General features: G+C 72.3%; 25 protein-coding genes. 11 read left to right on the top strand and 14 right to left on the bottom strand.

Annotation, left to right across the window (positions count from 1 at the left end):
• Positions 1-10 precede the first annotated feature (10 nt).
• Positions 11-397, bottom strand: coding sequence for a very short patch repair endonuclease (locus ACTHAM_RS09535; protein WP_440686875.1), 387 nt, complete (start codon positions 395-397; stop codon positions 11-13).
• A 151-nt stretch (positions 398-548) separates the two neighbouring features.
• Here ACTHAM_RS09535 and ACTHAM_RS09530 point away from each other — a divergent pair, with 151 nt between their 5' ends.
• Complete coding sequence (locus ACTHAM_RS09530; RefSeq protein ID WP_440686744.1) at positions 549-1664, top strand: DNA cytosine methyltransferase; 1116 nt, start codon at positions 549-551, stop codon at positions 1662-1664.
• Between the two features lie 133 nt (positions 1665-1797).
• Here ACTHAM_RS09530 and ACTHAM_RS09525 read toward each other — a convergent pair whose 3' ends face one another.
• The gene (locus ACTHAM_RS09525) at positions 1798-2634 is read right to left on the bottom strand and encodes a hypothetical protein (RefSeq protein WP_440686742.1); all 837 of its coding nucleotides are present in this window, start codon (positions 2632-2634) and stop codon (positions 1798-1800) included.
• 308 nt (positions 2635-2942) lie between these two features.
• A complete protein-coding gene (locus ACTHAM_RS09520) occupies positions 2943-3506 on the bottom strand; it encodes a dihydrofolate reductase family protein (RefSeq protein WP_440686740.1) in 564 nt (187 codons plus the stop codon).
• Between the two features lie 418 nt (positions 3507-3924).
• Between ACTHAM_RS09520 and ACTHAM_RS09515 the strand changes: the two genes are divergently transcribed.
• On the top strand, positions 3925-4518 hold the full coding sequence (locus ACTHAM_RS09515) for a type IV toxin-antitoxin system AbiEi family antitoxin (protein ID WP_440686738.1): 594 nt from the start codon (positions 3925-3927) through the stop codon (positions 4516-4518).
• Between the two features lie 82 nt (positions 4519-4600).
• On the opposite strand, the gene ACTHAM_RS09510 is transcribed toward ACTHAM_RS09515, so the two are convergent.
• Positions 4601-5713, bottom strand: coding sequence for a diguanylate cyclase (locus ACTHAM_RS09510; RefSeq protein WP_440686736.1), 1113 nt, complete (start codon positions 5711-5713; stop codon positions 4601-4603).
• A 322-nt stretch (positions 5714-6035) separates the two neighbouring features.
• On the opposite strand from ACTHAM_RS09510, the gene ACTHAM_RS09505 reads away from it, so the two are divergent.
• The gene (locus tag ACTHAM_RS09505) at positions 6036-6413 is read left to right on the top strand and encodes a YciI family protein (RefSeq protein ID WP_440686734.1); all 378 of its coding nucleotides are present in this window, start codon (positions 6036-6038) and stop codon (positions 6411-6413) included.
• Between the two features lie 67 nt (positions 6414-6480).
• Here the strand turns inward: ACTHAM_RS09505 and ACTHAM_RS09500 are convergent, their stop codons facing one another.
• The gene (locus ACTHAM_RS09500; RefSeq protein ID WP_440686732.1) at positions 6481-7530 is read right to left on the bottom strand and encodes a glycoside hydrolase family 43 protein; all 1050 of its coding nucleotides are present in this window, start codon (positions 7528-7530) and stop codon (positions 6481-6483) included.
• A 258-nt stretch (positions 7531-7788) separates the two neighbouring features.
• On the opposite strand from ACTHAM_RS09500, the gene ACTHAM_RS09495 reads away from it, so the two are divergent.
• Positions 7789-9300: a hypothetical protein gene (locus ACTHAM_RS09495; RefSeq protein ID WP_440686730.1), complete on the top strand. Its 1512-nt coding sequence runs from the start codon at positions 7789-7791 to the stop codon at positions 9298-9300.
• A gap of 22 nt (positions 9301-9322) precedes the next feature.
• Positions 9323-10105, top strand: a complete 783-nt coding sequence (locus ACTHAM_RS09490; RefSeq protein WP_440686729.1) for a VOC family protein — start codon at positions 9323-9325, stop codon at positions 10103-10105.
• 43 nt (positions 10106-10148) lie between these two features.
• Here the strand turns inward: ACTHAM_RS09490 and poxB are convergent, their stop codons facing one another.
• From poxB to ACTHAM_RS09470, 4 genes are all read right to left on the bottom strand, one after another.
• A complete protein-coding gene (poxB, locus tag ACTHAM_RS09485) occupies positions 10149-11870 on the bottom strand; it encodes a ubiquinone-dependent pyruvate dehydrogenase (RefSeq protein ID WP_440686726.1) in 1722 nt (573 codons plus the stop codon).
• 58 nt (positions 11871-11928) lie between these two features.
• Positions 11929-12522, bottom strand: coding sequence for a TetR/AcrR family transcriptional regulator C-terminal ligand-binding domain-containing protein (locus ACTHAM_RS09480; RefSeq protein ID WP_440686724.1), 594 nt, complete (start codon positions 12520-12522; stop codon positions 11929-11931).
• 47 nt (positions 12523-12569) lie between these two features.
• Entirely contained in the window at positions 12570-14384 is a 1815-nt protein-coding gene (locus tag ACTHAM_RS09475) for an NAD-binding protein (protein WP_440686722.1), read from the bottom strand.
• A 91-nt stretch (positions 14385-14475) separates the two neighbouring features.
• Positions 14476-15378: an NADP-dependent oxidoreductase gene (locus ACTHAM_RS09470; protein WP_440686720.1), complete on the bottom strand. Its 903-nt coding sequence runs from the start codon at positions 15376-15378 to the stop codon at positions 14476-14478.
• Between the two features lie 113 nt (positions 15379-15491).
• On the opposite strand from ACTHAM_RS09470, the gene ACTHAM_RS09465 reads away from it, so the two are divergent.
• On the top strand, positions 15492-15998 hold the full coding sequence (locus ACTHAM_RS09465) for a MarR family winged helix-turn-helix transcriptional regulator (protein ID WP_440686718.1): 507 nt from the start codon (positions 15492-15494) through the stop codon (positions 15996-15998).
• 15 nt (positions 15999-16013) lie between these two features.
• Here ACTHAM_RS09465 and ACTHAM_RS09460 read toward each other — a convergent pair whose 3' ends face one another.
• Positions 16014-16562, bottom strand: a complete 549-nt coding sequence (locus ACTHAM_RS09460; RefSeq protein WP_440686716.1) for a hypothetical protein — start codon at positions 16560-16562, stop codon at positions 16014-16016.
• 113 nt (positions 16563-16675) lie between these two features.
• On the opposite strand from ACTHAM_RS09460, the gene ACTHAM_RS09455 reads away from it, so the two are divergent.
• A complete protein-coding gene (locus ACTHAM_RS09455) occupies positions 16676-17374 on the top strand; it encodes an alpha/beta fold hydrolase (RefSeq protein WP_440686714.1) in 699 nt (232 codons plus the stop codon).
• Positions 17375-17378: 4 nt separating this feature from the next.
• Here the strand turns inward: ACTHAM_RS09455 and ACTHAM_RS09450 are convergent, their stop codons facing one another.
• On the bottom strand, positions 17379-18221 hold the full coding sequence (locus tag ACTHAM_RS09450; protein WP_440686712.1) for a class II glutamine amidotransferase: 843 nt from the start codon (positions 18219-18221) through the stop codon (positions 17379-17381).
• A 131-nt stretch (positions 18222-18352) separates the two neighbouring features.
• The gene (locus ACTHAM_RS09445; protein WP_440686710.1) at positions 18353-20068 is read right to left on the bottom strand and encodes a SulP family inorganic anion transporter; all 1716 of its coding nucleotides are present in this window, start codon (positions 20066-20068) and stop codon (positions 18353-18355) included.
• 208 nt (positions 20069-20276) lie between these two features.
• Here ACTHAM_RS09445 and ACTHAM_RS09440 point away from each other — a divergent pair, with 208 nt between their 5' ends.
• The gene (locus ACTHAM_RS09440) at positions 20277-20942 is read left to right on the top strand and encodes an HAD family hydrolase (RefSeq protein ID WP_440686708.1); all 666 of its coding nucleotides are present in this window, start codon (positions 20277-20279) and stop codon (positions 20940-20942) included.
• Positions 20943-21002: 60 nt separating this feature from the next.
• On the opposite strand, the gene ACTHAM_RS09435 is transcribed toward ACTHAM_RS09440, so the two are convergent.
• The gene (locus ACTHAM_RS09435; RefSeq protein WP_440686706.1) at positions 21003-21737 is read right to left on the bottom strand and encodes an ABC transporter permease; all 735 of its coding nucleotides are present in this window, start codon (positions 21735-21737) and stop codon (positions 21003-21005) included.
• The gene (locus tag ACTHAM_RS09430) at positions 21734-22756 is read right to left on the bottom strand and encodes an ABC transporter ATP-binding protein (protein WP_440686704.1); all 1023 of its coding nucleotides are present in this window, start codon (positions 22754-22756) and stop codon (positions 21734-21736) included. Before ACTHAM_RS09430 ends, ACTHAM_RS09435 begins: the two co-directional genes overlap by 4 nt.
• 111 nt (positions 22757-22867) lie before the next feature.
• On the opposite strand from ACTHAM_RS09430, the gene ACTHAM_RS09425 reads away from it, so the two are divergent.
• From ACTHAM_RS09425 to ACTHAM_RS09415, 3 genes are read left to right on the top strand one after another with little or no spacing between them, the layout of a single operon-like run.
• Positions 22868-23668: a TetR family transcriptional regulator gene (locus ACTHAM_RS09425; protein WP_440686702.1), complete on the top strand. Its 801-nt coding sequence runs from the start codon at positions 22868-22870 to the stop codon at positions 23666-23668.
• A 21-nt stretch (positions 23669-23689) separates the two neighbouring features.
• Positions 23690-24835 (top strand): 23S rRNA (uracil(747)-C(5))-methyltransferase RlmC, encoded by a 1146-nt coding sequence (gene rlmC / locus ACTHAM_RS09420; protein WP_440686700.1) that lies wholly within the window; start codon positions 23690-23692, stop codon positions 24833-24835.
• A 44-nt stretch (positions 24836-24879) separates the two neighbouring features.
• Positions 24880-25461 (top strand): hypothetical protein, encoded by a 582-nt coding sequence (locus tag ACTHAM_RS09415; protein WP_440686698.1) that lies wholly within the window; start codon positions 24880-24882, stop codon positions 25459-25461.
• The last annotated feature ends 13 nt before the right edge of the window (positions 25462-25474 follow it).

Genomic DNA, 25474 nt, shown 5'->3' with positions numbered 1-25474 from the left:
GCCCAGTTCGTCACGGCGCGACTTGGCGGCGCGCCCTCCATTCGGTCTCGACCACGAGCGCGGCGGCCGTCATGTCGGAGTGTTCCCAGAACCGCAGCACCAGCCACCCGAGGCCAGCGAGATGAGCGTCGGTGTCGCGGTCCCGCGCCACGTTCCTCGCCAGCTTGTCCCTCCACCACGAAGCGTTGACCGACGGCTGTGTCGCGTGCTCAGGACACGCGTGCCAGAAGCATCCGTCCACGAACACCGCCAGTCGGGCGGTCGTGAAGACGACATCCGCGCGGCGCCGCGGCATACCCGGTAGCGGATGGTCGACCCTGTACCGCATGCCCCGACGATGGAGTTCGCGACGGAGTGCCAGTTCGGGCGCAGTGTCGCGCCGCGCTTGGCGGGACATCCGTACGGACACAGCCGGTGAGCTCGGAGCGAGTCGGCCGAGGCTCGGCGCCGGGTCCGGGGCGGGGTGGTCCATGTGGCGTGCTCCGATCTACGCAGACCGGCCGGCGAGTCATTCGGTCGTGTCGGTGGTCCGAACGTATCCTTCCGGGATGACCGCCATGCAGGATCGTGCCAACCTGGTCCTGCCCGAGGCTCCTGCCAAGGTGCTGACTGTCCTCGATCTCTTCGCGGGTGCCGGTGGCATAACCACCGGTCTCCATGAGGTCGGTGGTTTTGCAACAGTCGCGGCGGTGGAGCTCGACGTCGCCGCTGCGGCGACCTACAGGGCAAACCACCCTGGGGCCCGGGTGCACGTCAAGGCGATCCAGGACTGGATCAGGGACGACGGTGTCCCGAGCGTCGACGTGATCGTCGGCGGGCCTCCGTGCCAAGGCTTCTCGACACTTGGAAAGCAGGATGTCGAGGATGAGCGCAACGCGCTCTGGGTGGAGTACGCGAAGACGATCGTCAAGGCGCGACCGAAGTACTTCGTCGTCGAGAACGTCGCCGCATTCATGAAGTCCCCCCAGTACCGCCAGTTCGAGGCTGCCTGCGCGCCCGGTGGGATGCTCGAGGACTACCGATTTGAGGCCCGTGTTCTCAACGCCGCGGACTACGGCGCGTTCCAGGCGCGCAAGAGGGCATTCCTCATCGGCCACCGCGCTGATCTGGACTTCCCAGGATGGCCTGAGCCCACGCATGCCGGCAGGCATCGCACGGTGGCCGAGGCGTTCGCACGAGTCGAGAACGAACCCCGCACGACCGAACTTCCGGCGCGTTCCACCTCGACGCCGGGCGGCGGCGTGATGCCGGGGCCGTTCAGTTCGGTCGAGCTGCACGTCGGGCGAGACTATCGACCGATCTCTCTCGCGAGGTTCAATGCGATCCCTGCCGGGGGCAATCGCTTCGACCTGCCCGACGACCTCAAGGCTCGATGCTGGATCGGGCACACGTCAGGCTCGGGCGACGTCATGGGTCGACTGCACTGGAACAAGCCGGCAGTGACGATCCGGACGGAGTTCTTCAAGCCGGAGAAGGGTCGATACCTTCACCCCGAGCGCCCCCGCGCAATCACTCACTTTGAAGCCGCCTTGCTGCAGGGATTTCCTCAAGACTATCGCTGGATGGGGTCCAAGACTGCCATCGCTCGACAGATCGGGAACGCGGTCCCAATTCCCTTGGCAGCGGCGATCGGCCGGCAGTTGCTGAGGGCGGCGCACGCCTGAATCGCTTCCATGGACGCCGGGGTGTTGAGTCCGTTCAACGTACCCGTGCGTGTGGCTGGTTAGCCCGGCAAGTCTGATCGGAACAAGGATCGGGTGTTGGCGTTGGACTCCAGCGTGACGCAGGCTCGTCTGCCTATTGCTCGGCCCGCGCCTCAGAGGGCTCCTCAGAGGCCCCCGGGTTCTGGGCGACGACTTCGACCAGCTCGTCTTCGCCGGCCCTGTGCCCGGGCTTCGTGAGTTCCAGGCTGGCGAGGTGCTTCTGCAGCTTCTTGGACATCGGGAGGAATGTACCAAGGGTGAGGCCGCCTGAGAGAACCGCACCGATGACAGGGATGGCCTTGGCAACTCCGCTTGCGAAAAGCTTCTTCGTCATTTGCACGCCGAGGAGCCCCGTGACCTTCTTGACGATGGGGTAGATCGCGCCCTTGGTGAGTGCTTGCTGGGGCAGTTTCCTCACGACCTGCGCGGCGATCATGGCGGATACCCTGGAGACACCGCTCTGAGCGAACTGGACCCCGACCATGACGCCGACGAAGAGCGTGAGGATTCCCTCCGTGGCCTCGTCGAGATCATCGCCGTCTCCGGCAAAGAGGTCGGGCCAGCTGTAGACATAGGCGAGCTTCTGAGCGATGCGGAGCATGTGGCCGACGTATTGCGCCATGTCGGCGGGCACTGTGCCGAGCATCGCGAGTCCGCCGGGTATTCCCGCAACGGTGGAGATGCCTGTCACCTTGCTCGTCTCGTAGGCGATGGACGTGTTCGCAACATCCGTGATGGTCGTGAGCGGGATGCCTGCCGCCGCCGGGGTTGTTGCGATAGCTTGCTCGATCTGCTCCTCGCTGCAGTGTCGTTTGAGCGCAGACCGGAGGTACGCCGCCCGGTTGATTCGGACGGCCGGAAGTTGCGCTGCTACGTCCAGCAGATCGGAGAACGTCGATCCAGAGTGCGCGATATCTCGGGTAGCGACCATGCGCGGATCCTATCGGCGTGGCCGAGGGGTCGGTGCTGGCGTGGCGGGGTATCACCCGGTCGGTGCCGACGCACGCGAACGGCCAGCGGACCGGTTACTTGCTGGCGCTGCCGGGGTTCTGACACTCATATGCGATACGGGGCCTGTGCCACGTGGGAACAGCCTCGCCGCAATCGGCGAAGCTGATCGACTGAGTTGGCCCATTTGGGGGCGGCTATCGTCGTCCTGCAGGCGAGGGTGCGACAGGATGGGCGATCGGTGTGAGTCGCCGCGTTCTGCGCCGAGGCGCGGAGAGCAACAGCCAGTTCCTATCGGTGGGAGACGGCATGGCGGACGTAGACCACGCCGTTGTCGAAGCGGTCCTCGTCGAGCAGTTCGAGGCCCAGCCGCATGCCTCGAGGCAGCGCCGGCTTGCCGCCGCCGACGCTGACCGGGCACAGGAGCAGCACGCACTCGTCGACCAGGCCGTGCCGGAAGGCCTCGGCCGCGATTCCTGCGCCCCCGATGCTCAGGTCCCGCTCGGACGTCTCCTTGAGGCGTCGAACCGCCTCGAGGTCGAACTGGCGCTCGATCCTCGTGCGCGCGGTCGACACCGCGTTGAGTGAGGTGGAGTAGACGATCTTGTCGGTGTCACGCCAGATGCCGGCGTACTCGCGGACCACCGGTGGCTCGTCCGCCAGCCAGTCGTCGTCTTCCCAGACGCGCATCGTCTCGTACATGCGTCGCCCGTAGAGCGAGGTGCCGATGTGCCGTTCGTGCTCGTTCCAGAAGGCGTGCACCTGTTCGCTGGGCACGGACCAGTCGAACGCGCCGGTCTCGTCCTCGAGGTAGCCGTCGAGGGAGATGTTGGCCGCGTAGATCAACTTGCCCATGGTGCCCTCCGCCCGGAAGAGGGCTCCAGCGTGCAACGCCCCACCCATACCGGCAAGGCCTCGCCTCGCTGCCCACCGCATCGGACGACCTGGCGGCTCTGGACGAGACTGTTGAGATCCTCTTGAGCCCTGAGCTGACGGCGAGCCTTGCCGGGGCGCGTGCGGGCGTCGGGGAGGGCACCACAGTCGAGCTGGCCGAGCTTCGTCGCAGGTGGGCTGTCGCATCCGATAGGCCGGGCAGGCTCGCCGTGCGATCGAGCACGCCCTGTGCGAGCCGGTGGCGACAGCCACGGCGGGGTCAAATACTGCGCGATCTGTAGTGTCCGAGGCTACACTTCGTACGTAGATGGGGATGTGGTCGACGATGCCGGACAAGCAGCCGGGTGAGGTGCGCCTCGCCGTGCGTCCGATGCGTGCCGTGAGGCCAGCCGATCTCGAGCAGGCCTACGTCAACCCGCGGGCGGTCCTCCGTGGCAGGGCGGCCAAGGGCGACGTCCACAGACTCGCGTACGGCACGTACGTCGCCGTGCCTGATGATGCCTACGACCGGGCCCGCTGGCGACCGGCCCTCGAAGCAGCAGCGGCTGCCGTGGCCACCACCATCTTCGGCGACAGGCGAGCGGTGCTCATGGGCATGACGGCGGCCCGCATCCTCGGGGTTGTTCCACGGGCGCGCGGCCACGCCACGGTCGCGGCTCCGCGGCGTCATCGAGACGTCACGCTGACGGACCGTTGCGATGCCGTCGTGCGGTTCGTGCACCGCGACATCGACGCGATCGACACCCAGCAGGCCGCCACCGAGCTGGGGGTCACGCTCGTGACCACTCCGGAGCAGACCCTGGTCGACCTTGCGCGCGACCGCACGGTCAACGAGGACGAACGAGACGCCGCCATGCGGGCGCTCGGACGCACCGCCGACTGGGATCGCGTCGAGCGGCTTGTCCAGCACCAGCGCGGTCGCACTGTCACGGCGCCAGTGCTGCGGCGCATCCGGAACGAGGTCGAGAGCTGAGCGAAGCGGCGAGCTGCGGGCGTTCCTCGGCGGCTGACGGGCGCCCCGGTAGTCTCGCAGCGCGCCCCAGGGTTCGTGGGGTTCAGGCGCTCGCGGCGCTCACCTTGTCGCGGCCCTCGGCCTTCGCGCGGTACATGAACCCGTCGACGCGGCGCAGCACCGAGGCGGCAGAGTCGTCGGCGCGCAGGTCGGTGACGCCGAAACTGGCCGTGACGCGGAACCCGAGGGCGGCCTCCAGCTCGTCGGGCAGGGCTTGGCGCAGCCGTTCGGCCAGGCGCACGGCATGCACGTGGTCGGTGCCGGGGGCCACCACGACGAACTCCTCGCCGCCCAGCCGCGCCAGCAGGTCGCCGGGCCGCAGGTGACGCCGGGTGATCTCGGCGACGGACCGCAGCACCTGGTCGCCCAGGTCGTGACCGCGCGTGTCGTTGACCACCTTGAAGTGGTCCAGGTCGAAGTACAGGACACCGACGGGGTGCGTGGGGCCGAGCAGCCCCGCCTGGTAGCCGAGCTCCTCCAGCAGGCGGCGGCGGTTGGCGATGCCCGTCAGCTCGTCCAGGTAGGCCATGTCGCGCATGCGGGACGCGGTCGCATCGGCGCGGGCGGCTTCGGCCACCGCCGAGGTGACGTGCTCCTTGGCGCGTGAGAGCACCAGCAGCAGCACCAGGAACACGCCCAGGTACACGCCGTAGCGCACCGACTGCCACACGAACTCGCCGCCGTCCGGGCGGCGCGAGAACTCGACCGCCATCGCCCCGGTGATGAGGCCGGTGTACGCGGCGCCGTGCAGCAGGGCCGTGCGGGTGCTCTGGAACAGGAAGCCCACGATCAGGCACACGACCACACCCAGCAGCGGGGTGGGGATCAGCGAGGTCCAGGCGGTGACCGCATCGGGCGCCTGCTCGATCCGACCCACCGCGATGACCACCCATCCCACCTCGAGCGTCACGAGGATCGTGATGGCGGCGTGCAGGGCCCACGCGGGCCGGCGGATGAGGATCCACCCGAACACCAGGAGCACGGCACCCAGCGGCGGGTAACCCCAGCGCACCCAGGCGTCGTGCGGCCCGTCGCGGAACCACGTGGCGGCGATGATGGGGGCGCCCACCACGATGCCGAACGCCACGACCCGGCGGGCGAGCCACGCCAGGTCCTGGCCGCGTCGGAGCGCGGCGAGCGTCGGGCGACTGTCCATGCTCCTCGCCTTCCGCCGTGCGATGACCGGTGGTGCGGGCCCGTCCGGTCGCTGCCGGGGACGGGCAAATCGGTCGGGGCGAGCCAGTCTGGCATCGGCGCAGGCCCGTGGACCCGCTGACCAGCAAGGTTCACCCGGGCGAGACCGTGCAGCCCGACGGGGCCGAGGGGTCGCCCCGCGGGGCGTCGGGCACGGCCCGCTCGCCGTGGGTGGCGGGTGCCGCCATCCTGGCGGGGCCGATGTCGAGGACCGCAGCCCGGCTCCGACGTCCCCGGTGCAGGGCGCGCGGGGCGCCCGACATGACGAGAGCACGGAGGGCACCATGAAGTACGTCATCCTCATCCACGCCGACCCCCAGCCCTGGGGGCACCCCACCGGCGACCTCACCGCCGAGGGGCGGGCGATGAGCCCGGCCGAGCACGCCGAGCGCGGGGCCGCGTTCGACGCCCTCATGGCCGAGCTCGAGGAGTCCGGCGAGCTGGTCACGGCCCTGGCCCTGGCCGCACCGGCCGCGTCGACCGTCTACCGCTGGGCGTCCGGCGGGCCGGTCGCCACCGACGGGCCGTACGCCGAGACGAAGGAGCAGCTGGCCGGCTTCTTCCTGATCGACTGCGCCACGCGCGCCCGGGCCGAGGAGATCGCCGAGCGGATCGCCCACCCGGGTGACGTCATCGAGCTGCGCCCCGGCATGGAGGGGTGAGACGCCCGGAGCGGCCGACCCGGTGAGGGTCGGCCGCTCCGTGTCGGTCGGGGAGGTGTCGGAGGGGTCAGACGCCGACGCCCTGCGCAGCGTCGGCGATCGAGGCGTCGGGCTCGATCGCCCGGCCGTCCGGCGTGAGGACGTCGATGGTCGTCGGCGTCGGGCGTCCGTCGGCCACCGGCGTGCCCCACACGGGCTTGCCGTCGACGAACGGCAGCACCTGGGCGCGCGCGTGCCGGTTCGGGTCCCACAGCGGGTCGCCGATCGTGTCCCGGTACGAGCGGGCGTGGTAGACGAGCACGGTCTGGCCGTCCTCGGTCTCGGTGAACGAGTTGTGGCCGGGGCCGTACACGTCGACGGACGGGTCGGAGACGAACACCGGGTCGGGGTGCTTGGTCCAGCTGGCGGCGTCCAGCAGGTCGGCGCCGACGGGCGCGGTCAGCAGGCCCATCGCGTAGTCGATGCCGGTGGCCGCACCGGAGAACGTGACGTGCACGACGCCGTCGCGGACCAGCACCGCCGGGCCCTCGTTGACCCAGAAGCCCTTGATCTCCCAGTCGAACTCCGGCTTGGAGAGCATCACGGCGGCCGTGCCGAGCGTGGTGGGGTCGTCCATGCGGGCGATGTAGATGTTGGAGTGGCCGCGGACCGTCAGGTCCTGCTGCGCCCAGACCAGGTACTGCACGTCGTCGAGCACGAAGCTCGTCGCGTCGAGCGCGAACGACTCCCAGCCGGTGTCGAGCTGGCCGCGCTCGACCCAGGTGCCGGTCAGCGGGTCCTCGTCGGCGCACTCGAGCACGAAGATGCGGTGCGCGAACGTCTCGTTGGCCCCGGGGGCGTCGACCGTGCCCTGCTCGTGCGGGGCGGCGGCGAAGTAGACGTACCAGTGCCCGTTCACGCGGTGCAGCTCGGGTGCCCAGATCAGGTGCGACAGGGGACCGGACTCGTGGGCGTTCCAGATCGTGTGCTCGGGGGCGTCCTGCAGGTCCTCCAGGTGCTCCGCCCCGCGCAGCACGATGCGGTCGTAGCGCGGGTGCGAGGCGGTGAACAGGTAGCGGCCCTCGTGGCGCAGCACCCACGGGTCGGCGCGCTGCAGGACGAGTGGGTTGACCAGCATGGACAAGCCTCCGGCAAGGATCGTGACGGGTGGTGGGACCGCGGTCCGCCGACGACGACGTCATCGGCGTGCCACCGAACGCAACAGTACAACGTTGTAGACGCGCGGGCCAAGGAGCCGCCCGCGCACCCGCGCCCACCGGCGCCGCGGCAGCCCGGCCGTCGTCGTCAAGTCCCGGACCTGCGGTGCCGATACGACCGTGTCGACGACCAGGGGGCGGTTGTGCACGGACATGGAACGCGTGAACCACGCTCGGCGGTGCGCTGCGCCGTCGCCTGGCTGCTCCACCCGGTCACCTGCGTGGCCCTGGTGCTGCTGCTCGTCAACGACCACCTGCTCAAAGGCCGGGTGGGCACGTGGTGGACCGGGAAGGCGTCGGACGTCGCCTGGCTGGTCGTCGTCCCACCCCTGCTGGCCGTGGCCCTGACCGCCCTCGCGGCGGCGGCCCGACGGCAGCACGACGACCCACGGCGGGCCTCCCAGGGATGGGCGACCGTGAGCCTGGCCTCCACCGGGATCGTGTTCGTGCTGGTCAAGTCCACGCAGGTCGCAGCCGATGCGGCCTCGGCGGTGCTGACCGCGGTGGCTGGCCCCAGTCTCGTCCTGGCCGACCCGACAGACCTGCTGATGGTGCCGGCACTGGCCGTGGCCTGGGGTGTGGCCCGGGCCACGATGACCGGCGAACGGCCCAGCCGGCGGCCCCGCGTGCCGAGCACGATGCGCTGGCTCGTCGTGCTGCCCGTGGCCGTGCTCGCCACCGCCGCGACCAGCCAGGTCCTGCCCGAGGGCACCCGCGACGTCACCGTCGTCGACGGTGTCGTGCTCGTCCAGGACGACGCCTGGTACTCCTCCGCCGACGGGACCCACTGGTCACCCTTCGACGGGACCCCACCCGCGGAGCGCGCCGACTGGGGCACCCCGGCCTGCGTCCCCCGCGCGCTGCGCACGTGCTTCCGGCCGATCGAGGTCGGGATGGGCGTCGAACGCAGCGACGACGGCGGTCGCACCTGGCAGGTCGACTGGGCGGTCGTCGGCGAGCAGCTCGCCGCGCTCGAGAGCCGGTACGAGCAGGACGGGGCGAGTCTGTGGACCTCGGCCGTCGCCGTCCAGCACACGGCCGACGGGTTCCGGGTGTACGCGGCCGACAACGACGACGGGCTCGCGGTGCGCGACGAGCAGGGGGAGTGGACACGCCTCGGCTTCACCTACCAGCCGGGCGGTGCGGCCGCCGTGCCCCTGCCGGGTGAGTCGACCGCGATCGACCACCCCCTCCCGCCCGGTGTGCCTCTCGGGCTGCTCGCGATGCTCGCCGTGATCGTGCTCAGCAGGCCCGGTGCCGCCCAGGCGCCCCGCACGCCCGCCGAACGGACAGGCCGCGGTGCCGCGGTCCTCGGAGGTCTCTTCGCGCTCGCGGCCGCCGCAGCGAACTCCGCCTGGGGCGTCGTGCACGGTCAGGAGATCGGCGTCGACCTGATCCTCGGGGGCACGCTGGTCCCGTACGTGGTGGTCGGCGCGCTGTGCCTGGTCTCGGCCGTCCTGGCGATCTGCGCCGCGACGATCCTGTGCGACCCGGCGGCGGGGTGGACGGCCGTGGCGACCGGTCTGGGTGTGGCGCTGGTCGTCGAGCTCGTGACGCCCACGGTGTTGGCGGTGGTCGTCGCCGTCGCGGTGCTCGCGGCAGGGATCGGCGGTGCGCGGCAAGCAGCGCGGCGGTCCTCCCGCCCACCTGGGCAGCCCGCGCGACCTGCCGCGATCGACGGCCAGGGCTGACGCCCGCCGTAGCATGCGCGCCATGGCTGTCGTCTGGACCACCGCGTTCCTCGACCTCCCGCCCGCGCAGCACACGGCAGGCGTCGCGTTCTGGCGCGCCGTCACCGCGACCACGCTGTCGGAGCCGCGCGGTGACGGCGGGCAGTTCGCGACCCTGGTGCCCGCCGAGGGCGACGCCTACCTGCGCGTGCAGCGGATCGGTGACGTGCCCCGGGTGCACGTCGACCTGCACGTGGAGGACGTCGACGCGCACACCGCACTCGCCGAGCGGCTCGGTGCCACGGTCGCGCTGCGGGCCGAGCACGTGGTGCTCGTCTCGCCCGGCGGGTTCGTGTTCTGCCTCGTGCGTGATCGCGGGGAGCGGACCCGACCGGCGCCCGTGACCGGGGCGCTCGGCGCCGTGTCGATCGTGGACCAGGTGTGCCTCGACGTGCCGCCGGACGCGTTCGAGGTCGAGGGTGCGTTCTGGTCGGCGCTGACCGGGTGGGCGCTGCACGCCGGCTCCCGGCCGGAGTTCGCCGCGCTCGAACGCCCCGCCGGCATCCCGCTGCGGTTCCTGCTGCAGCGGCTCGACGACCCCGGGCCGCGCCGCTCGGTCACGGCCCACCTGGACCTGGCCTGCGGCGAACGGCAGGCCGTCGTGGCGGCCGAGCACGCCGCACTGGGCGCCCAGGTGGTCGGGTCGGGGCAGTGGTGGACCGTGATGCGCGACCCGGCAGACTCGCCGTACTGCCTGACACCGCGCGACCCGTTCACCGGCACCGTCGCGCCAGCGCCAGCGCCAGCGCCAGCGCCTGCGTCCTGACGGACCGCCCCGGCGGCCGTCCCTCAGGACGCAGGCGGGTCGCTCAGAACACCTGCCGCAGGTTCGCCCGGGTCAGGTCGAGCAGCTCGTCGCCCCGCCCCGACAGCAGCGTGCGCAGCGCGTAGAGCGCGAATCCCTTGGCCTGGTCGAGCTTGATCGACGGCGGGATCGTCAGCTCCTGCCGCTCGGTGACGACATCGAGCAGCGCCGGCCCGTCGTACGCGAAGGCCTCGGCCAGGGCGCCGGGCAGGTCTTCGGACCGCTCGACGCGGAACGCCTTGAGCCCGGCCGCCTCGGCGATCGCCGCCAGGTTCGGGTTGTGCAGGTCGGTGGCCGTCGTGACGAACCCGGCGGCCTTCATCTCCAGCTCGACGAAGTTCAGCGAGGAGTTGTTGAACACGACGACCTTCACCGGCAGCTTGTTCTGGGTGAGCGTCAGCAGCTCGCCGAGCAGCATCTCGATGCCGCCGTCACCGGACAGTGCGACCACCTGACGCCCCGGGTACGCCGAGGCGACACCCACGGCCTGCGGCAGCGCGTTGGCCATCGACCCGTGGATGAACGAGCCGATGAGCTTGCGACGTCCGTTCATGCGCAGGTAGCGGGCCGCCCAGATCACGGGGGAGCCGACGTCGGGGATGAACACCGCGTCGTCCGAGGCGACCTCGTCGACGAGCCTGGCGACGTACTGCGGGTGCAGCGGCTGGTCACCCTTGCGCGGGGTGGCCAGGTCGTCGAGCTTGGTGCGCGTCCTGGCGTAGTGGGCCAGTGCGTCGTCGAGGTGCGAGCGGTCGGTGCGCGGGGCGAGCCGGGGCAGCAGTGCGTCGATCGTGTCCTTGACGTCGCCGACCAGCCCGAGCTCGAGCGGCACCCGCCGACCCAGGTGCTCGCCGCGCAGGTCGACCTGGATCACGGTGGCGCCCTCGGGCAGGAACGGGCGGTAGGGGAAGTCGGTGCCGAGCATGAGCAGCGTGTCGCACGCCTCCAGCGCGCGGTAGCCGGAGGCGAACCCCAGCAGGCCGGTCATGCCGACGTCGAACGGGTTGTCGTGCTCGATGAACTGCTTGCTGCGCAGCGTGTGCACCACGGGGGCGCCGAGCCGGTCGGCCAGCGCGACGACCTCGTCGTGCGCGTCGGCCGCACCCGCACCGGCCAGGATCGTCACCTTCTTCGCCGCACCCAGCAGGGCGGCCGCCCGCGCCAGCTCGTCGTCCGCGGGCACCACGTGCGGGGTGCTGGCGCGCACCGCGCTGACCGTGGTGTGCACGGCCTCGGCGAGGGCGACGTCGCCGGGGATGACGACGACCGCGACACCCTTGCGCTCGACGGCGGCCTGCATGGCGGTGCGCAGGATCCGGGGCATCTGGTCGGCGGATACGGCGTACTCCACGTACACCGAGCACTCGCGGAACAGGTCCTGCGGGTGGGTCTCCTGGAAGTAGCTGCTGCCGATCTCCGAGGTGGGGATGTGCGCGGCGATGGCCAGCACGGGCACGCGTGAGCGTTGTGCGTCGTAGAGGCCGTTGATCAGGTGCAGGTTGCCCGGTCCGCAGCTGCCCACGCACACGGCGATCTCGCCGGTGAGTGCGGCCTCGGCGCCGGCCGCGAACGCGGCGGCCTCCTCGTGCCGGACGTGCACCCAGTCGATGCCCGAGCCGCGCAGCGCGTCGGTGAAGCCGTTGAGCGAGTCGCCGGGGATGCCGTAGACGCGCTGCACGCCGCTGGCGGCGAGGGTGTCGACCATGTTCTTGGCGACGGTGACCATCGGGGTCTTCTCTCTGGTGCGGGGGTAGGTGTGGGGGTCAGTGAGGTGAGGGCGGCGGTCAGGTGATGGCGATGCCCGACCAGACGAGGTCGCAGATCCGGGCTGCGAGGTCGTCCTCGAGCGGGGCGTGCCCCCACACGAGCCGGTGGTAGACGGGGGCGAAGAGCGCGTCGGTGACGATCTCGACGTCGGTGCCGGGCCGCAGGCTGCCGTCGGCGATGCCGCGGCGCAGGTGGTGCACGGCGTGCTCGCGACGTGGCAGCAGCCAGGTGTCGAGCATGGACTGCGCGACCGCACGGTCGCTGCTCGAAGCGGCCATGAGTCCGCGCAGCAGGGTGCCGGCGGCGGTGTCGCGCAGCAGGTGCACGAGGGCGTCGACCTGACCGGTCAGCGCCTCGCGCACGGGGAGGGCGTCGTCGAGCTCGATGCTCTCGTGGAAGTGCTCCAGGAGGCCCTCGAGCAGCACCGCGGAGGGGGAGGGCCACCACTTGTAGAGCGTGGTCCGGGACACGCCGGCGCGGGTGGCGATCGCGTCCATGGTCGGCGCTGCGGCGGCTTCGAGCGCGAGCTCGGCGGCGGCGTGCAGCACCGCGAGGCGGCGCTCCTGGGATCGCGGCCGGCCCGGGCGGGCCGGTCGCGCGTTACTGGACACGCTGTTCACTATATGACGGCGCCGACCGACGGGCGCCGTGTCGCTCGTCACTCCCGGTGTGTCACCGCGTCCTGACGCAGCAGGGCCAGCAGCTCCTCGTGCGGTCCCACCACGAACGCCTCGTCGCCGGCCTCCAACGTCGTCCACCGACGCACCACGCGGTGCGCGGCCTGCTCACCCGCGTGGCGGACCGACAGCACGCGGCTGCGCCCGGTCAGGGCGTCCAGGCGCGCGCCGTCGAGACCTCCGCCGGGCGTGACCTGCACACGGGCGTGCAGCAACGGCACGTCACCCGCCAGGAACGTGCCCAGCACCTCCAGGCCGAGCGCGGCACCCACGAACCACGGTGCTGCCAGCTCGTCGGTCGAGCGCACGTGCGTGAACCCGAACGCCTGCCGCACGGTGGCAGCCAGACGCCGGTCGAACAGCCGCATCGCCACGGTCACGCGGTCCGTCCCGCCCAACCAGTCGCGCACCGCCAACGCCACCTCGAGGTTGGTCAGGTCGTCGGAGGTCAGCACGGCCACCGCACGGGCGCGGTCCAGGTTCACCAGCTCGAGCGTGCCGGCCAGCGTCGCGTCACCCAGCACGACCTTGGCCCCCAGGGCCCTGGCCTGCGCCAGGTAGCGGTTGCCCTCGTTGGCCTCGACGACCACCACGGGTGCGCCGGCGGCCAGCACCGACTCGACCACCCGCACCCCCACCGACCCCAGGCCCACCACGACGACGTGCCCGCGCAAGCCCGTCACCTGGCCGTGGCCGAACGACTCCTGCAGTCGCTGCGAGACCAGCAGGTTCGTCAGCAGCGCGTAGGTCAGGGCGGCCAGCACGGCCCCGGCGAGCATGAGGAGCACCGCGTAGGCGCGCAACCAGTCGGGCTGCTCACGGAAGCTGAAGTCGCCGTAACCGATGGTGCCGATGGTCTCGGCGGTGAAGTACAGCGCGTCCAGCGGGGTCATCCGGGTGCCGTCGGGCTCCTGGTAGCCGACCAGCAGCACGACCACGGACAGCGCGCCGAGCACGACCAGCGCGGCCAGGGCGCGGCGCAGGCGCACGTCGGTGGCGCGGGCCACGGCCTGTCCCCAGTGCCGTAGGCGTCCCCCCGGTAGCCCGCGGTGACGGTGGGGCTCGGTCAACGGGGTGCCGGGGGCCGACCCGACGGGCGTCGACCTGCCCGGGGTGTGCTCGGCGGCAGGCTGCCGGGCGATCTCGGCCCACGCCGCGGCCGGCCCCAGCAAGGCCACCGTGTCGCCCGCGGCCACCAGCAGGTCGCGCCCCGGGCAGACGGCCGGCTCACCGGGGGCGTCCAGGCGCTCGACCGACAGGGGTACCAGGTCCTCGCCGAACAGGTCGCGCAGCTGGCCGTCGTGCGGTGCGGCGACCGTCCGTACCTGGACCACCTCGTCGGCCACCCGCAGCCCGTGGCCCTGCTCACCCAGGCACGCCTCGACGATCGCGGGTGCGGCGATGGTCGCCACGTCCAGCACGAGCACGTCGGCGTCGGCCCGCACGGCCCGCGCCACCGCCGGGTTGCGGATCTGGGCGACGACCGTCAGCTCGGGGCGCAGCCGCCGTGCGAGCAGTGCGGTCTCCAGCGCACCCAGGTCGGTCGCCGACAGGCACACCACCGCCCGGGAGTCCCGCAGGCCGGCTGCGCTCAGCGCCGCGGCCGCGCCGTCGTGGTGCGGGACGACGACGGCCCCCAGGGCGGTCGCCGCCTGGACGGCCCCCGGCCGGGCACCGTCGTCCACCGCGACGACGTCCAGCCCGAGGGCCACGAGGTGCTCGACGACCCGCAGGCCGAGCCCTTCGAGGCCGTGCACGATCACATGCCCGCCCGGTCCCACCGGCAGGTGCTCCATGCCCCGATCTTGGCGCGCCGCGACCGGCCGTGCGCGACACCGCCGCGCCACGGGGTGTCGTGGCGCGGCGGTGTCGTCGGTGCTGGTGCGGTCAGAGCGTGATGACGACCTTGCCCTGCGTGTGGCCGCCCTGCACGTAGACGTGCGCGTCGGCGATCTCCGCCAGGGGGAAGGTGCGCTCCACGCGGGGCGTGTAGGCGCCCTGCTCGCCGAGCTCGGCGGCGGCACGCAGGCGCGCGGAGTCGTTCTCGGCGCTGACCAGCCGGGCACCCAGCGACGCGGCCGTGTAGTCGGCGACCGTGACGACCTGGCCGGCGTCGCCGACGATCTCGATCAGGTCGGCCAGCGACCCGGACCCGGCGGTGTCGAACACGGCGTCGATGCCCTGCGGTGCGAGGGCGGCGACGCGGTCCTTGAGGCCCTCGCCGTACGTGGTCGGGATGGCGCCCAGGCTGCGCAGGAACTCGTGGTTGCGCTCGCTGGCGGTGCCGATCACGGTGGCGCCGCGGGCCACGGCGAGCTCGACGCCGGCGCTGCCCACGCCGCCGGCCGCACCCTCGATGAGCAGCGTGCGGCCCTGCAGGTCGCCGAGCGCGTCGAGCGCGCCCGCGGCCGTGGCGGTGGCCAGACCTGCGGCGGCGGCCTGCTCGAGCGACCAGGTGGAGGGGACGGGCGCGTAGGCGGACAGCACGGCCAGCTCGGCGCTGGTCGCCGCCAGGCCGCCCAGGCCCCACACTGCGTCGCCGACCTGCACGTCGGTGACGCCCTCGCCGATCTCGTCGACGGTGCCGGCGGCGTCGCGGCCGGGGATCGCGGGCAGGTCGACGGGGTAGACGGCCTCGAGGTGCCCGGCGCGCAGCTTCCAGTCGATGGGGTTGACGCTGGCGGCGGCGACGCGGATGCGGACCTCGCCGGGGCCGGCGTGGGGCGCGGGGGCGTCCTCGACGGTCAGCACCTGCGGCTCGCCGAACTGGTGGAAGCGCGCTGCGCGCATGGGGTCCTCCTCGCTGGGTGCTCGCACGAGGCGGCACGGATGACTTGCTACGGAAAGTGATCCTGAACCGGATGACTTTCCGCGTCAAGTCAACGCGGCGTATCGTGACGCACATGACAGACGTCGACGCACCCCGCTGGCTCACCCCCGACGAGCAGCGCGCCTGGCTCGCGCTGGCCGGCACGGTCATCTGGCTGCCCGCCGCCCTCGACGCCCAGCTGCAGCGCGACGCCGGCCTCAGCCACGCCGAGTACCAGGCGCTGTCCTGGCTGTCGATGAGCCCCGAACGCACCCGACGCATGAGCGAGCTCGCCGACACCGCCAACGTCACGCTCTCCCACTTGTCCCGCATCGTCGCGCGTCTCGAGCAGCGCGGCTGGGTGCGCCGCACCCCCGACCCCAGCGACGGCCGCTACACGCTCGCGATCCTCACCGAGGACGGCTGGCAGAAGGTCGTCGAGTCCGCCCCCGGGCACGTGGCCGCCGTGCGCGAGCACGTCTTCGCCCAGCTCACCCCCGAGGAGGTCGGGCAGCTCGAGCGCATCGGGTCGCGGATCGTCGGCCACCTACGGCCCGAGTGCGCCGCCAGCCACCCGGCGGACGTCACGGTGCGTGCCTAGCGTCGCCGATCGACCTCAGCGGGAGGCGTCTGGCACGAGCGGCAGCTCGGTGCCCGCACTGCGGATCTCACCGCACCGCACGTCGTAGGTGCCCTCGAGCGTGAACCAGCACTCGTCGACCGTGCCGTCGGCGCGCGTGATCGTCAGGTGGTCGAACGCCCCGGGCTCTACCGGGATCCGCTCCCAATCCTCGATCGTGATGCCGTACGCAGCCTCCAGCGCGTCCCGCAGCACGGGCTGTGCGGCGTCCACGGCCGCGACCCAGTCCGCGTAGTCATCCAGGTGCTGCTCCTCGTCGCGGTGGTAGAGCAGCGCACCGCCGATGGCGCCACCGAGCAAGACCGATGCAGACACGAGAGTCGGCGCCCAGAGCGCGACAGCGCCCCTCCTACGGTGGGCGGTCATGACGACCGGCACGAACAGGAGGACGCCCACGATCCCGATCACGAGCAGCGTGACGGTCAGCGCACCCGGGTGGAACAGGCCCGGTCGCGCGGCCAGATCCGGCCCGGGGACAGGCGTGGCCGTCGCCACTACCGCCAGTGCGTGCGCCGTCACCGTCACGCAGGGCCTCCGCCCGTTCCCGCCGTGCGCCGGCTGTCGCAGCGCCTCATCGTCGTCGGAGGCTCACGGTAGCCGCCCGGCGGATGTCGGAGGGCGTGGCTAGCGTCGCCGGTATGCACCTGATCCTGATCCCCGGTTTCTGGCTGGACGCCGCCTCGTGGGACGGCGTCGTCCCCGCGTTGGAGGCCGCCGGGCATCGCGTGCGTGCGCTGACGCTGCCTGGGCTCGGCTCGGTCGAGGAGGACCGCGCGGGCATCGGCCTGGCCGACCACGTCGCGGCCGTGGTGGCGCAGATCGACGCGATCGACCCGGCCGAGGGGCCTGTGGTGCTCGTCGGGCACAGCGGTGGGGGAGCGATCGCGCACGCCGCCGTCGACGCCCGTCCGGAGCGGGTCGGGCGCGTCGTCTACGTCGACTCCTGGCCGCTGGGCGACGGCGGTCTCATCAACGACGAGCTGCCGGTGGTGGGTGACGAGATACCGCTGCCCGACTGGTCGGTGTTCGAGGACGCCGACCTGGTCGACCTCGACGCCACTCTGCGTGCACGGTTCCGTGCGATCGCCGTGCCCGAACCGGCACGCGTCGCCAGCGACCGCCAGGTGCTGCACGACCCCCGGCGGTACGACGTGCCCGTCACCGTGATCGCGTGCGAGTTCTCCGTCGCGGAGCTGCGCGAGATGGTCGCCGGTGGGCACGTGCCCGAGCTCGCCCGGGTGACGGACGTGACGATGGTCGGCCTGCCCACGGGGCACTGGCCGCAGCTGACCAGGCCGGCCGAGCTCGGGGCGGTGATCGTCGACGCCCTGGTGTGACGCGTCAGGCCGGGGCGGGCGCCACTGGGGCGAACGGGGTGAGCGTCTCGTGGCCGGCGTCGACCAGCAGGCAGGTGCTCTCAGGGACCTCGCGCCACGCACCGCGCAGGTCACCCAGCGGCTCGGAGACGACCAGCCGTGCGTCGTCGCTGAGCTCGTGCAGCGTCGGGTTGTCGGGGTACTGCTCACGCAGCACCGTCACGTCGGTGCTGTGGAACAGCGACCGCGACCGTCCTTCGCTGGAGTAGCGGAACGCCCACAGCCGGTGGCCGTCCGCGGTGCAGACCGTCATCTGCACGGGGAAGCTCACGCCGTGCTCCTGGGCGACCTGCTCGATGAACCCGACGGCTCGCGCCACCGCCGCGGGAGGGTCCTGCTCCAGCCCGAACGTCAGGGCCAGGTAGAAGAACACCTCGGAGTCCGTCGAGCCCTCGATCAGCGGGAACAGTGCGGGGTCGACCGCCAGCACCAGGTCGCGCTTGTACACGGGGAAGTCGGCCAGCACGCCGTTGTGCATCCACAGCCACGCACCGTGCCGGAACGGGTGGCAGTTGGTCTGCTGCACGGGGGAGCCGCTGGACGCGCGGATGTGCGCGAGCACCACCCGGGCGCGGGCGTGCGCGGACAACTCGTGCAGGTTGCGGTCGTTCCAGGCCGGTTCGATGCTGCGGAACACGCCGGGCTCGGGGGAGTGGTCGTCGTACCAGCCGACCCCGAACCCGTCACCGTTGGTGGGTTCGGCGCCCAGGCGGCTGTGCAGGGACTGCATGACGAGCGAGTTCGCCGGCTTGTACAGCAGGTCCTCGAGCAGGACGGGTGACCCGGTGTAGGCGAGCCATCGGCACATGTCGGCCTCCTTGCCGCGCGGCCGGTCCGCGGGACGCAGGGCGGTCCGCACCCCCAGCACACCAGTCGCGGCGCGTCCTGTCGCGCCGGGTGACGCGCCTCGCCGGAGCGGGCGCGTGGCCGGCCGGACCCTCACTCCGCGTCACCGTCGAGGTGCCACCTCCGCTGGTACTCGCGCACGGCGCTGTGCACCGTGGGGAAGAAGTGGTCCGGCCCGAACCGGGCCCCCACGCCGTACCGGATCAGCCGGTCCTTGACCGGGCCCTTCATCTCGGCGAACACCAGGTCGACGCCGTGCCGGGCCAGGTGGTCGTCGAGCTCGACGAGCTCGTCGATGGCGGTGGTGTCCACGCCGGTCAGCGGTTCGGCGGCGACGATCACCTGGTGCACGGGTGCGGGCGCCTGCGCGACGAGCGTGCGCACCCACGTGTCGAACACGTCGCCGTTGGCGAAGAACAGCGGGGCGTCGAACCGGGCGATCACCAGCCCGGGGATCCGGTGACCCTCGGGGTGCCGGCTCAGGTCGTGGAACCCGGGCACGCCGTCGAGGCTGCCGAGCTCGGCACGGTACGGGTCCCACGCGTTGCGCACGAACGCGGCCAACGACAGGGCCACGGCCACGACGACGCCCTGCAGCACCCCGACGAACGCCACCCCGAGGAACGCGGCGACCAGCAGGGCGGCCTCGGTGCGGCTCATCCGGACCAGGCGCACCACGGTGCGCACGTCCACGAACGAGGACGCGGCCACGATGACCACGGCGGCCAGTGCGCTGGTCGGCAGCGTCGCGGTCAGCCCGGGTGCGAGCAGCATGAACGCGGCCAGCGCGACCGCCGCGACCACCCCGACCAGCTGGGTGCGTGCCCCGGCCTGCACGGCCACGGGCGTGCGCGAGGCGCTGCTGGAGATGGGGAACCCACCCAGCAGCCCGCTCGCGGCATTGGCCAGCCCGAGCGCGCCCATCTCCTGGCTGCCGTCGACGCGCTCGCCGCGACGGCCGGCCAGCGTGCGCGACAGCACACCGGTGTCGGCGAACGCGATGAGGGCGATCCCGACCGCGGGGCCCACGAGGGACAGCACGTCCTCGGCGCGCACGCCGCCGAGGGCCGGGGCGGGCAGGCCCTGCGGGAGGGCCCCCACCGTCGGCACCTGCCCGGCCGCCCCGACCTCGAGCAGCACCGCGGTGACGGCGGTGGCCGCGACGACCGCCACCGCGATGCCGGGCACCGACGGTCGCAGTCTCCGCAGCAGGACGATCACCGCCAGCGACCCGAGACCCAGGGCCGCCGCGACCGCGTCGGCGCCACCGTCGGCAACCGCGGCCACGGTCTGCCCGAGCGTGGCCGGCACGGACCCGCCGGCCACGCTCACCCCGAGCAGCTTCGGCAGCTGGGAGGTGATGACCACCAGGGCGATCCCGTTGAGGTACCCCACGCGGATGGGTGTGGACAGCAGGTCGGTGACGAACCCGAGCCGCAGCACCCCGCCGAGCAGAAGCACCGCGCCCACCAGCAGCGCGAGCACCCCGGCCAGGGCCACGGCCCGGTCGGTGTCGCCGAGCGCCAGGGGGAGCACGGCGGCCGCGATCATCGGGGCGAGCGAGGAGTCCGGCCCCAGCACGAGCACCCGGGACGGGCCGACGAGTGCGTACACGAGCAGCGGGACGATGGTGGCGTACAGCCCGGTGACGGGCGGCAGCCCGGCCGCCTGGGCGTAGGCCATGCCGGCGGGGATCGCCAGGGCGATCAGGGAGAGGCCGGCGACGAGGTCGGGTCGCAGCCACTGCCGCCGATACCCCCGGGCCGTGGCGATACCGGGCAGCAGCCGGTCGAACCGCCCTCGGTCCATCTGCCCAGACTAGGGCGACGCCCCAGGTGGGCGCCGGTCGGGGCGCCTGCGCAGGTGCACATCTGTGGCCGTTCCGTGGCCATGGTCCCGGGTCGTGGAGGTCCGATCGGTGGTCGGATGGTGCTGCTGACCCCGCACGGGCAACCTTGGGGGGTGACCGGGTGGTGACGGACGCAGATCCGTCACCGGGACGAGGAGAGGTTCGACGATGATCGTGCTCTGGGACCTGGACGGGACGCTGCTGCTGGACACCAGCCCGCAGGGGGGCGAGAGCGTGTTCGGGCAGGCGCTGAAGGACGTCAGCGGGCTCGACGACGTCGTGGTCCCCGACCGGCAGGGCAAGGTCGACTGGCAGATCCTCGACGAGATGCGCCGGGAGAACCAGGTCGACGCCTCGCTGGCCGGTCCGCTGACGAAGCGGTTCCTGGAGCTGTCGCAGGAGTGGTACTCCACACCGGAGAACGCCTGCCAGGCGGTGGCGGGCGTCAAGGAGGCGGTCCGCGCGGTGCACGAGCACGGCTGGGTGAACGCGCTGATCACGGGCAACTCCAAGCCGCGGGTGCGGGTCAAGCTGGCCAGTGCGGGGTTCGACCTGGACGACTTCGACTGGGGTCACTCGTTCTACGGCTCGATCTACCCCGACCGTGCCGCCCTGGCCCGTGCGGCGCAGCGTGCGGTGCCGAACGGTGTGCTGGTCGGTGACACCGGCGGTGACGGTGTGGCTGCCAACGCCGGCAACTTCGCGTTCGTGGCCGTCACCACGGGGGGCACGTCGGCGAAGAAGCTGGCGAAGTTCAGCCCGGTGCTGGTGGTCGACGACTGGGCCACCCAGCTGGAGGACTTCCTGGCGACGGTCAAGCGCCTGGCGAAGTAGGCGGGTCGCACGTCGGTGGGCCGAGGACGGTGATCGTCGTCCCCGGCCCACCGACGTCGTTCAGGCCCGACGGCGCAGCGCAGCCAGGGCGGCGACGAGGCTGACCACGCACCAGGTGCCGAGCACGACGAGCGAGCGCCCCGGGATGTCGAAGGCGTCCTGTGCGAGCCCGGCGCGCATGAGCTGCGCCATGGGTTCGACCGGCAGCCACTGGTGGGCGTCCTGCAGCCACTCGGGCATGCGCGCGGCGGGGTAGCTGACGGGGGAGAACAGCATCACCACGAAGATGAGCACCTGCGTCATGAGCATCGCCACCTGCGAGGGCAGCACGCTGGCCATCCCGTAGCCCACGGCGGCGGCGGTCAGCGAGACGAGCAGTGCGGCCGGCACGATCCAGGGTGCGACGGAGAGCGTGAGGTCGAAGCGCAGCGCCCCGGCGACGACGCCCAGCACGGTGCCGGGCAGCGCGAGCAGCGTCCAGACCAGCATGTCGCCGGCCAGGAAGACCCCGCGGGGCACGGGCAGGGTGCGCAGCCAGTCGAGGCTGCCCTCGGTCTTGGCGGTGACGAGCATCTGCGGTGTCATGACCAGCCCGACCGTGATGAGCGTGACGGTCGGGGCGCCGGTGGCCAGGTAGAGGGCGGTGGTCGGGTCGGGCTCGCCGATGAGCAGGCCGTAGCCGAGGATCGTGGTAACGGCGAGCAGCACCTGTACGACGATCAGCAGGGGCAGGTACTGCCCTTGACGGCGCAGCTGCCACTGCGCGAACAGGCCGAGCTGACGGACGGCGATCATGCGGCCACCTCCGCCCCGACGGTGCGCTGCGCTGCGTCTGCGCCGTCCTGCGGTGGCCCATCGGGCCCGGTGGGTTGCCCGTCGGCATCGTGACCGGGGCCGACGAGCTGCACGTAGACGTCCTCGAGCGAGGCGGGGGCGAGCGCGTACCGCTCGACGGCACCCTCCTCGACGCGGGCCTGCGCCCAGCGCACCACGTCGGCGGCCTCGGTGGCGGCGACGGTGCCCTGGACGCGCAGCCCGGTGCGGCGCCCCGGGGTGACCCCGGTGGGCCACTGCGGTGCGGAGCCGGGCATGAGGTCGAGCTCGACGGTCAGCTCGCCGCGCAGCGGTGCAGTCAGGCCGGCGGGGGTGTCGGCAGCGATGACGGTGCCGTGATCGAGGATCGCCAGGTGGTCGACGACGCGTTCGGCCTCGCGCACGTTGTGGGTCACCAGCAGCACGCCGGCGCCGTGGTCGGCCAGGGCGCGGATCTGGTCCCACAGCAGGCGGCGGCGCACGGGGTCGACGTCGTTGGTGGGTTCGTCGAGCACGACGAGCTTGCCGGGCACGACGGCGGTCATGGCGAAGGCGGTGAGTCGGGCGACACCGCCGGAGATCTTCTCGGCGGGGGTGTCGGCCCAGGGGCCTAGGTCGAGCGCGTCGAGCAGGTCGGCGGTGCGGCGCACGACGTCGGCGCGGTGTCCGCCGCGGATGCGGCCCACGAGCTGGACGGCGGTGCGGGGCGTCAGTCCGGTGATCGGCACGTTCGACTGGGCCTGGATGGAGGCGCGGCGACGGGCCAGGTGGGGTTGGGTCACGGCGTCGATGCCGTCGAGCGTGATGGTGCCGGAGTCGGGCCGCACGAGGCCGACGACCTGGTTGACCAGGGTCGACTTGCCGGCGCCGTTGTGCCCCAGCAGGCCGACGACCTGGCCGGCGGCGACGTCGAGGTCGATGCCGTCGTTGGCCTGCACCCCCGAAGCCCCGCGGTAGCGCTTGCGCAGCTCACGGATGGTGAGCACTGTCCCGGCAGTCATGCGTCCTCCTCGTAGATACCGTTCGGTACATTCGTGAAGGTATCAGATGCCGACTGGTAGATACTGCTCGTTCAGATACTCATCGGTACGAGCGCAGGTATGCTCGGACGCATGGCCCGCAACGCCCAGGACGACGACTCGATCGGCGCCGCCACCCGCGCGCTCGCCGACGCCACCGCCACCCTCACGCGCCTGCTCGGCAAGCAGGTCTCCGCCGTGTCCGTCGAGCTCAACGACGTCGTCGCCGGATCGCTGCGCGAGGCCGCACGGGGCCTGGCCGAGGCCTCCGAGTCGGTCGACCGCAGCGGTGCCGGGCGCCGACGGGACAAGGTCGACCAGACCCGCGCCGACCTGCTCGCCGCCGCCGGGCGCGTGTTCGCCGCCCGCGGGTACGAGGGCGCCTCCGTCGGCGACATCGCCGCCGAGGCCGGGTACACCAAAGGCGCGCTCTACGCGCACTTCGGCTCCAAGAGCGGGCTGTTCCTGGAGTTCGCCCGGGCGACCCTCGGCGAGGAGACCTGCGGCGGCCTGCAGGCCGACGACCTGGCGGTCACGCTCGAGGAGTCGATGCGGGCCACCGTCGGCGAACCCGTCACGCTCGTCGCCCTCGAGATCATCGCCTACGGCATCCGACACCCCGAATCACGGCCCGACCTGGCGCCGCTGCTCAGCGCGTCCTGGGACTTCATGGCCGAGCAGGTCCGGGATGACAGGATCCGCCGCGAGCACCGCGCCGCCGGGTCGCCCGACCCCGCACCCACGGACACCCCACCCACGCAGGACGACCGCGACACCGCGCTCGGGGTGGTCGCCGTGAGCAACCTCGCTGTCATGTTCGGCACCCTCGCGCACGACCGCGACGACGCCGCCGACACCGGCGCACGGCTCCTGCGCCGGCTGCTGGGCCACTGACCCGGTCCGTAGACTCCAGCGGTGCAGTGCGACTACTACGACGCCGGACGGTGCCGTTCCTGCACCCTGCTGGAGCAGCCGTACGCCGACCAGGTGCACGCCAAGGAGCACCGCTGCCGTGAGCTGATCGACACCCCCGGGCTGCACTGGCTCCCGCCCATGACCGGCCCTGAGCAGGGGTTCCGCACCAAGGCCAAGATGGTCGTCGGCGGCACGACCGAGCAGCCCACGCTGGGCATCCTCGACGCCGAGCTGCACGGCGTCGACCTGCGCGAGTGCGGCCTGTACCCGGCGACGCTGCAGGCGGTGTTCCCGGTGCTCGCCGCGTTCGTCACGCGTGCCGCCCTCACCCCGTACGACGTCGCCACCCGCGCCGGCGAGCTCAAGCACCTGCTGGTCACCCAGTCGCCCGACGGTGAGCTGATGGTGCGGTTCGTGGTCCGCTCGCAGGAACCGATCGCACGGCTGCGCAAGCACCTGCCGTGGCTGCGCGAGGCCCTGCCGACCCTGCGCGTGGCGTCGGTGAACCTGCTGCCCGAGCACAAGGCCGTGCTCGAGGGCGAGCGGGAGATCCTGCTGACCGAGGACTCCACGCTGCGCATGGCCGTCAACGGCATCGACCTGCACCTGCGACCGCAGAGCTTCTTCCAGACGAACACCGACGTGGCCGCGGCGCTGTACCGGCAGGCGCAGGCGTGGGTCGACGAGCTGGACCCGGGGTCGGTGTGGGACCTGTACTGCGGTGTGGGCGGGTTCGCGCTGCACTGCGCCCGCGCCGGCGGGGCCCGGGCAACCGGTGTCGAGCGGGATGTCGTGGGCATCGAGACCAGCCGTGAGGCCGTGGCCAGTGCGCAGACGAGCGCCCGCGAGCTGGGGCTGACCCGTGCGCGGTTCGAGGCGGGTGACGCCACCGCGTTCGCCCTGGCCGCCACGCACGCCCCGGACCTGGTGATCGTCAACCCGCCGCGGCGAGGCATCGGCCCGGAGCTCAGCGGCTGGCTCGAGGCCTCGTCCGTGCGGCACGTCGTGTACTCCAGCTGCCACGCCGGCTCGCTGGCGCGCGACCTGTCCGCGATGCCGTCGCTGCGCCCGCGACGCGCCCAGCTGCTCGACATGTTCCCGCAGACCGACCACTACGAGGTCCTCACCCTGCTCGAACGCGCCTGACCGTTTGACCCATCCGGCGGATCGTGCGCGGCTACGGTCGCGGGGTGAGTACGAGCCAGCCGCCGTCCGCATGGTCCGGCCCGTGGAGCGGGGAGGTCGCCGTCCCGAGCGCGGTCGCCCCCTCGGGAGTGGTCGGCGTGGTGGTGCGAGTCGTGGTCGCCGCGCTTCTCGCGCTCGGTCTCGTTCAGGCGATCTCGCTCCACCTCGACCTGTCTGCTGCGCTCGACGCCGGGACGGTGACGTGGACGACCGACGATGACGGCACGCAGGCCGTCGCCGCTCTCGCCCGCCAGTCGCCGGAACCGCTCGACGACACGTGGCGTGTGGGCCGGCTGACCGTGCACCCCACCGAGCGCACCGTGCTGGTGCTGGGTGCCCTGGGTGCGTTCCTGGTCCTCGTGCTCGGGCGGGCGCCGCGACTGGCCACGCGCTGGGCCTGGTTCTGGCTCGGGTCGGTGCCGCCCCTGTGGTTGGTCTTCGTGCTGCTCGAGCCGGTACCGCTGTGGAGCCGGACCCCGGCGCCCGCCCGAGCGCAGCGGCTCACCGGTGGGTGGGCGTTCCTGATCGGGCTGGTGCTGCCCGGCGTGCTGGCCGCGCTGGTGCCCGGGTACCGCGAGGTCTTCTGAGCTGTCGGGCGTT

The sequence above is a fragment of the Cellulomonas soli genome (assembly GCF_052036975.1).
Lineage (GTDB): Bacteria > Actinomycetota > Actinomycetes > Actinomycetales > Cellulomonadaceae > Cellulomonas > Cellulomonas soli_A.
Note: the sequence above shows the minus strand (reverse complement) of the source record. Positions and strands in the feature narration are given on the sequence as shown.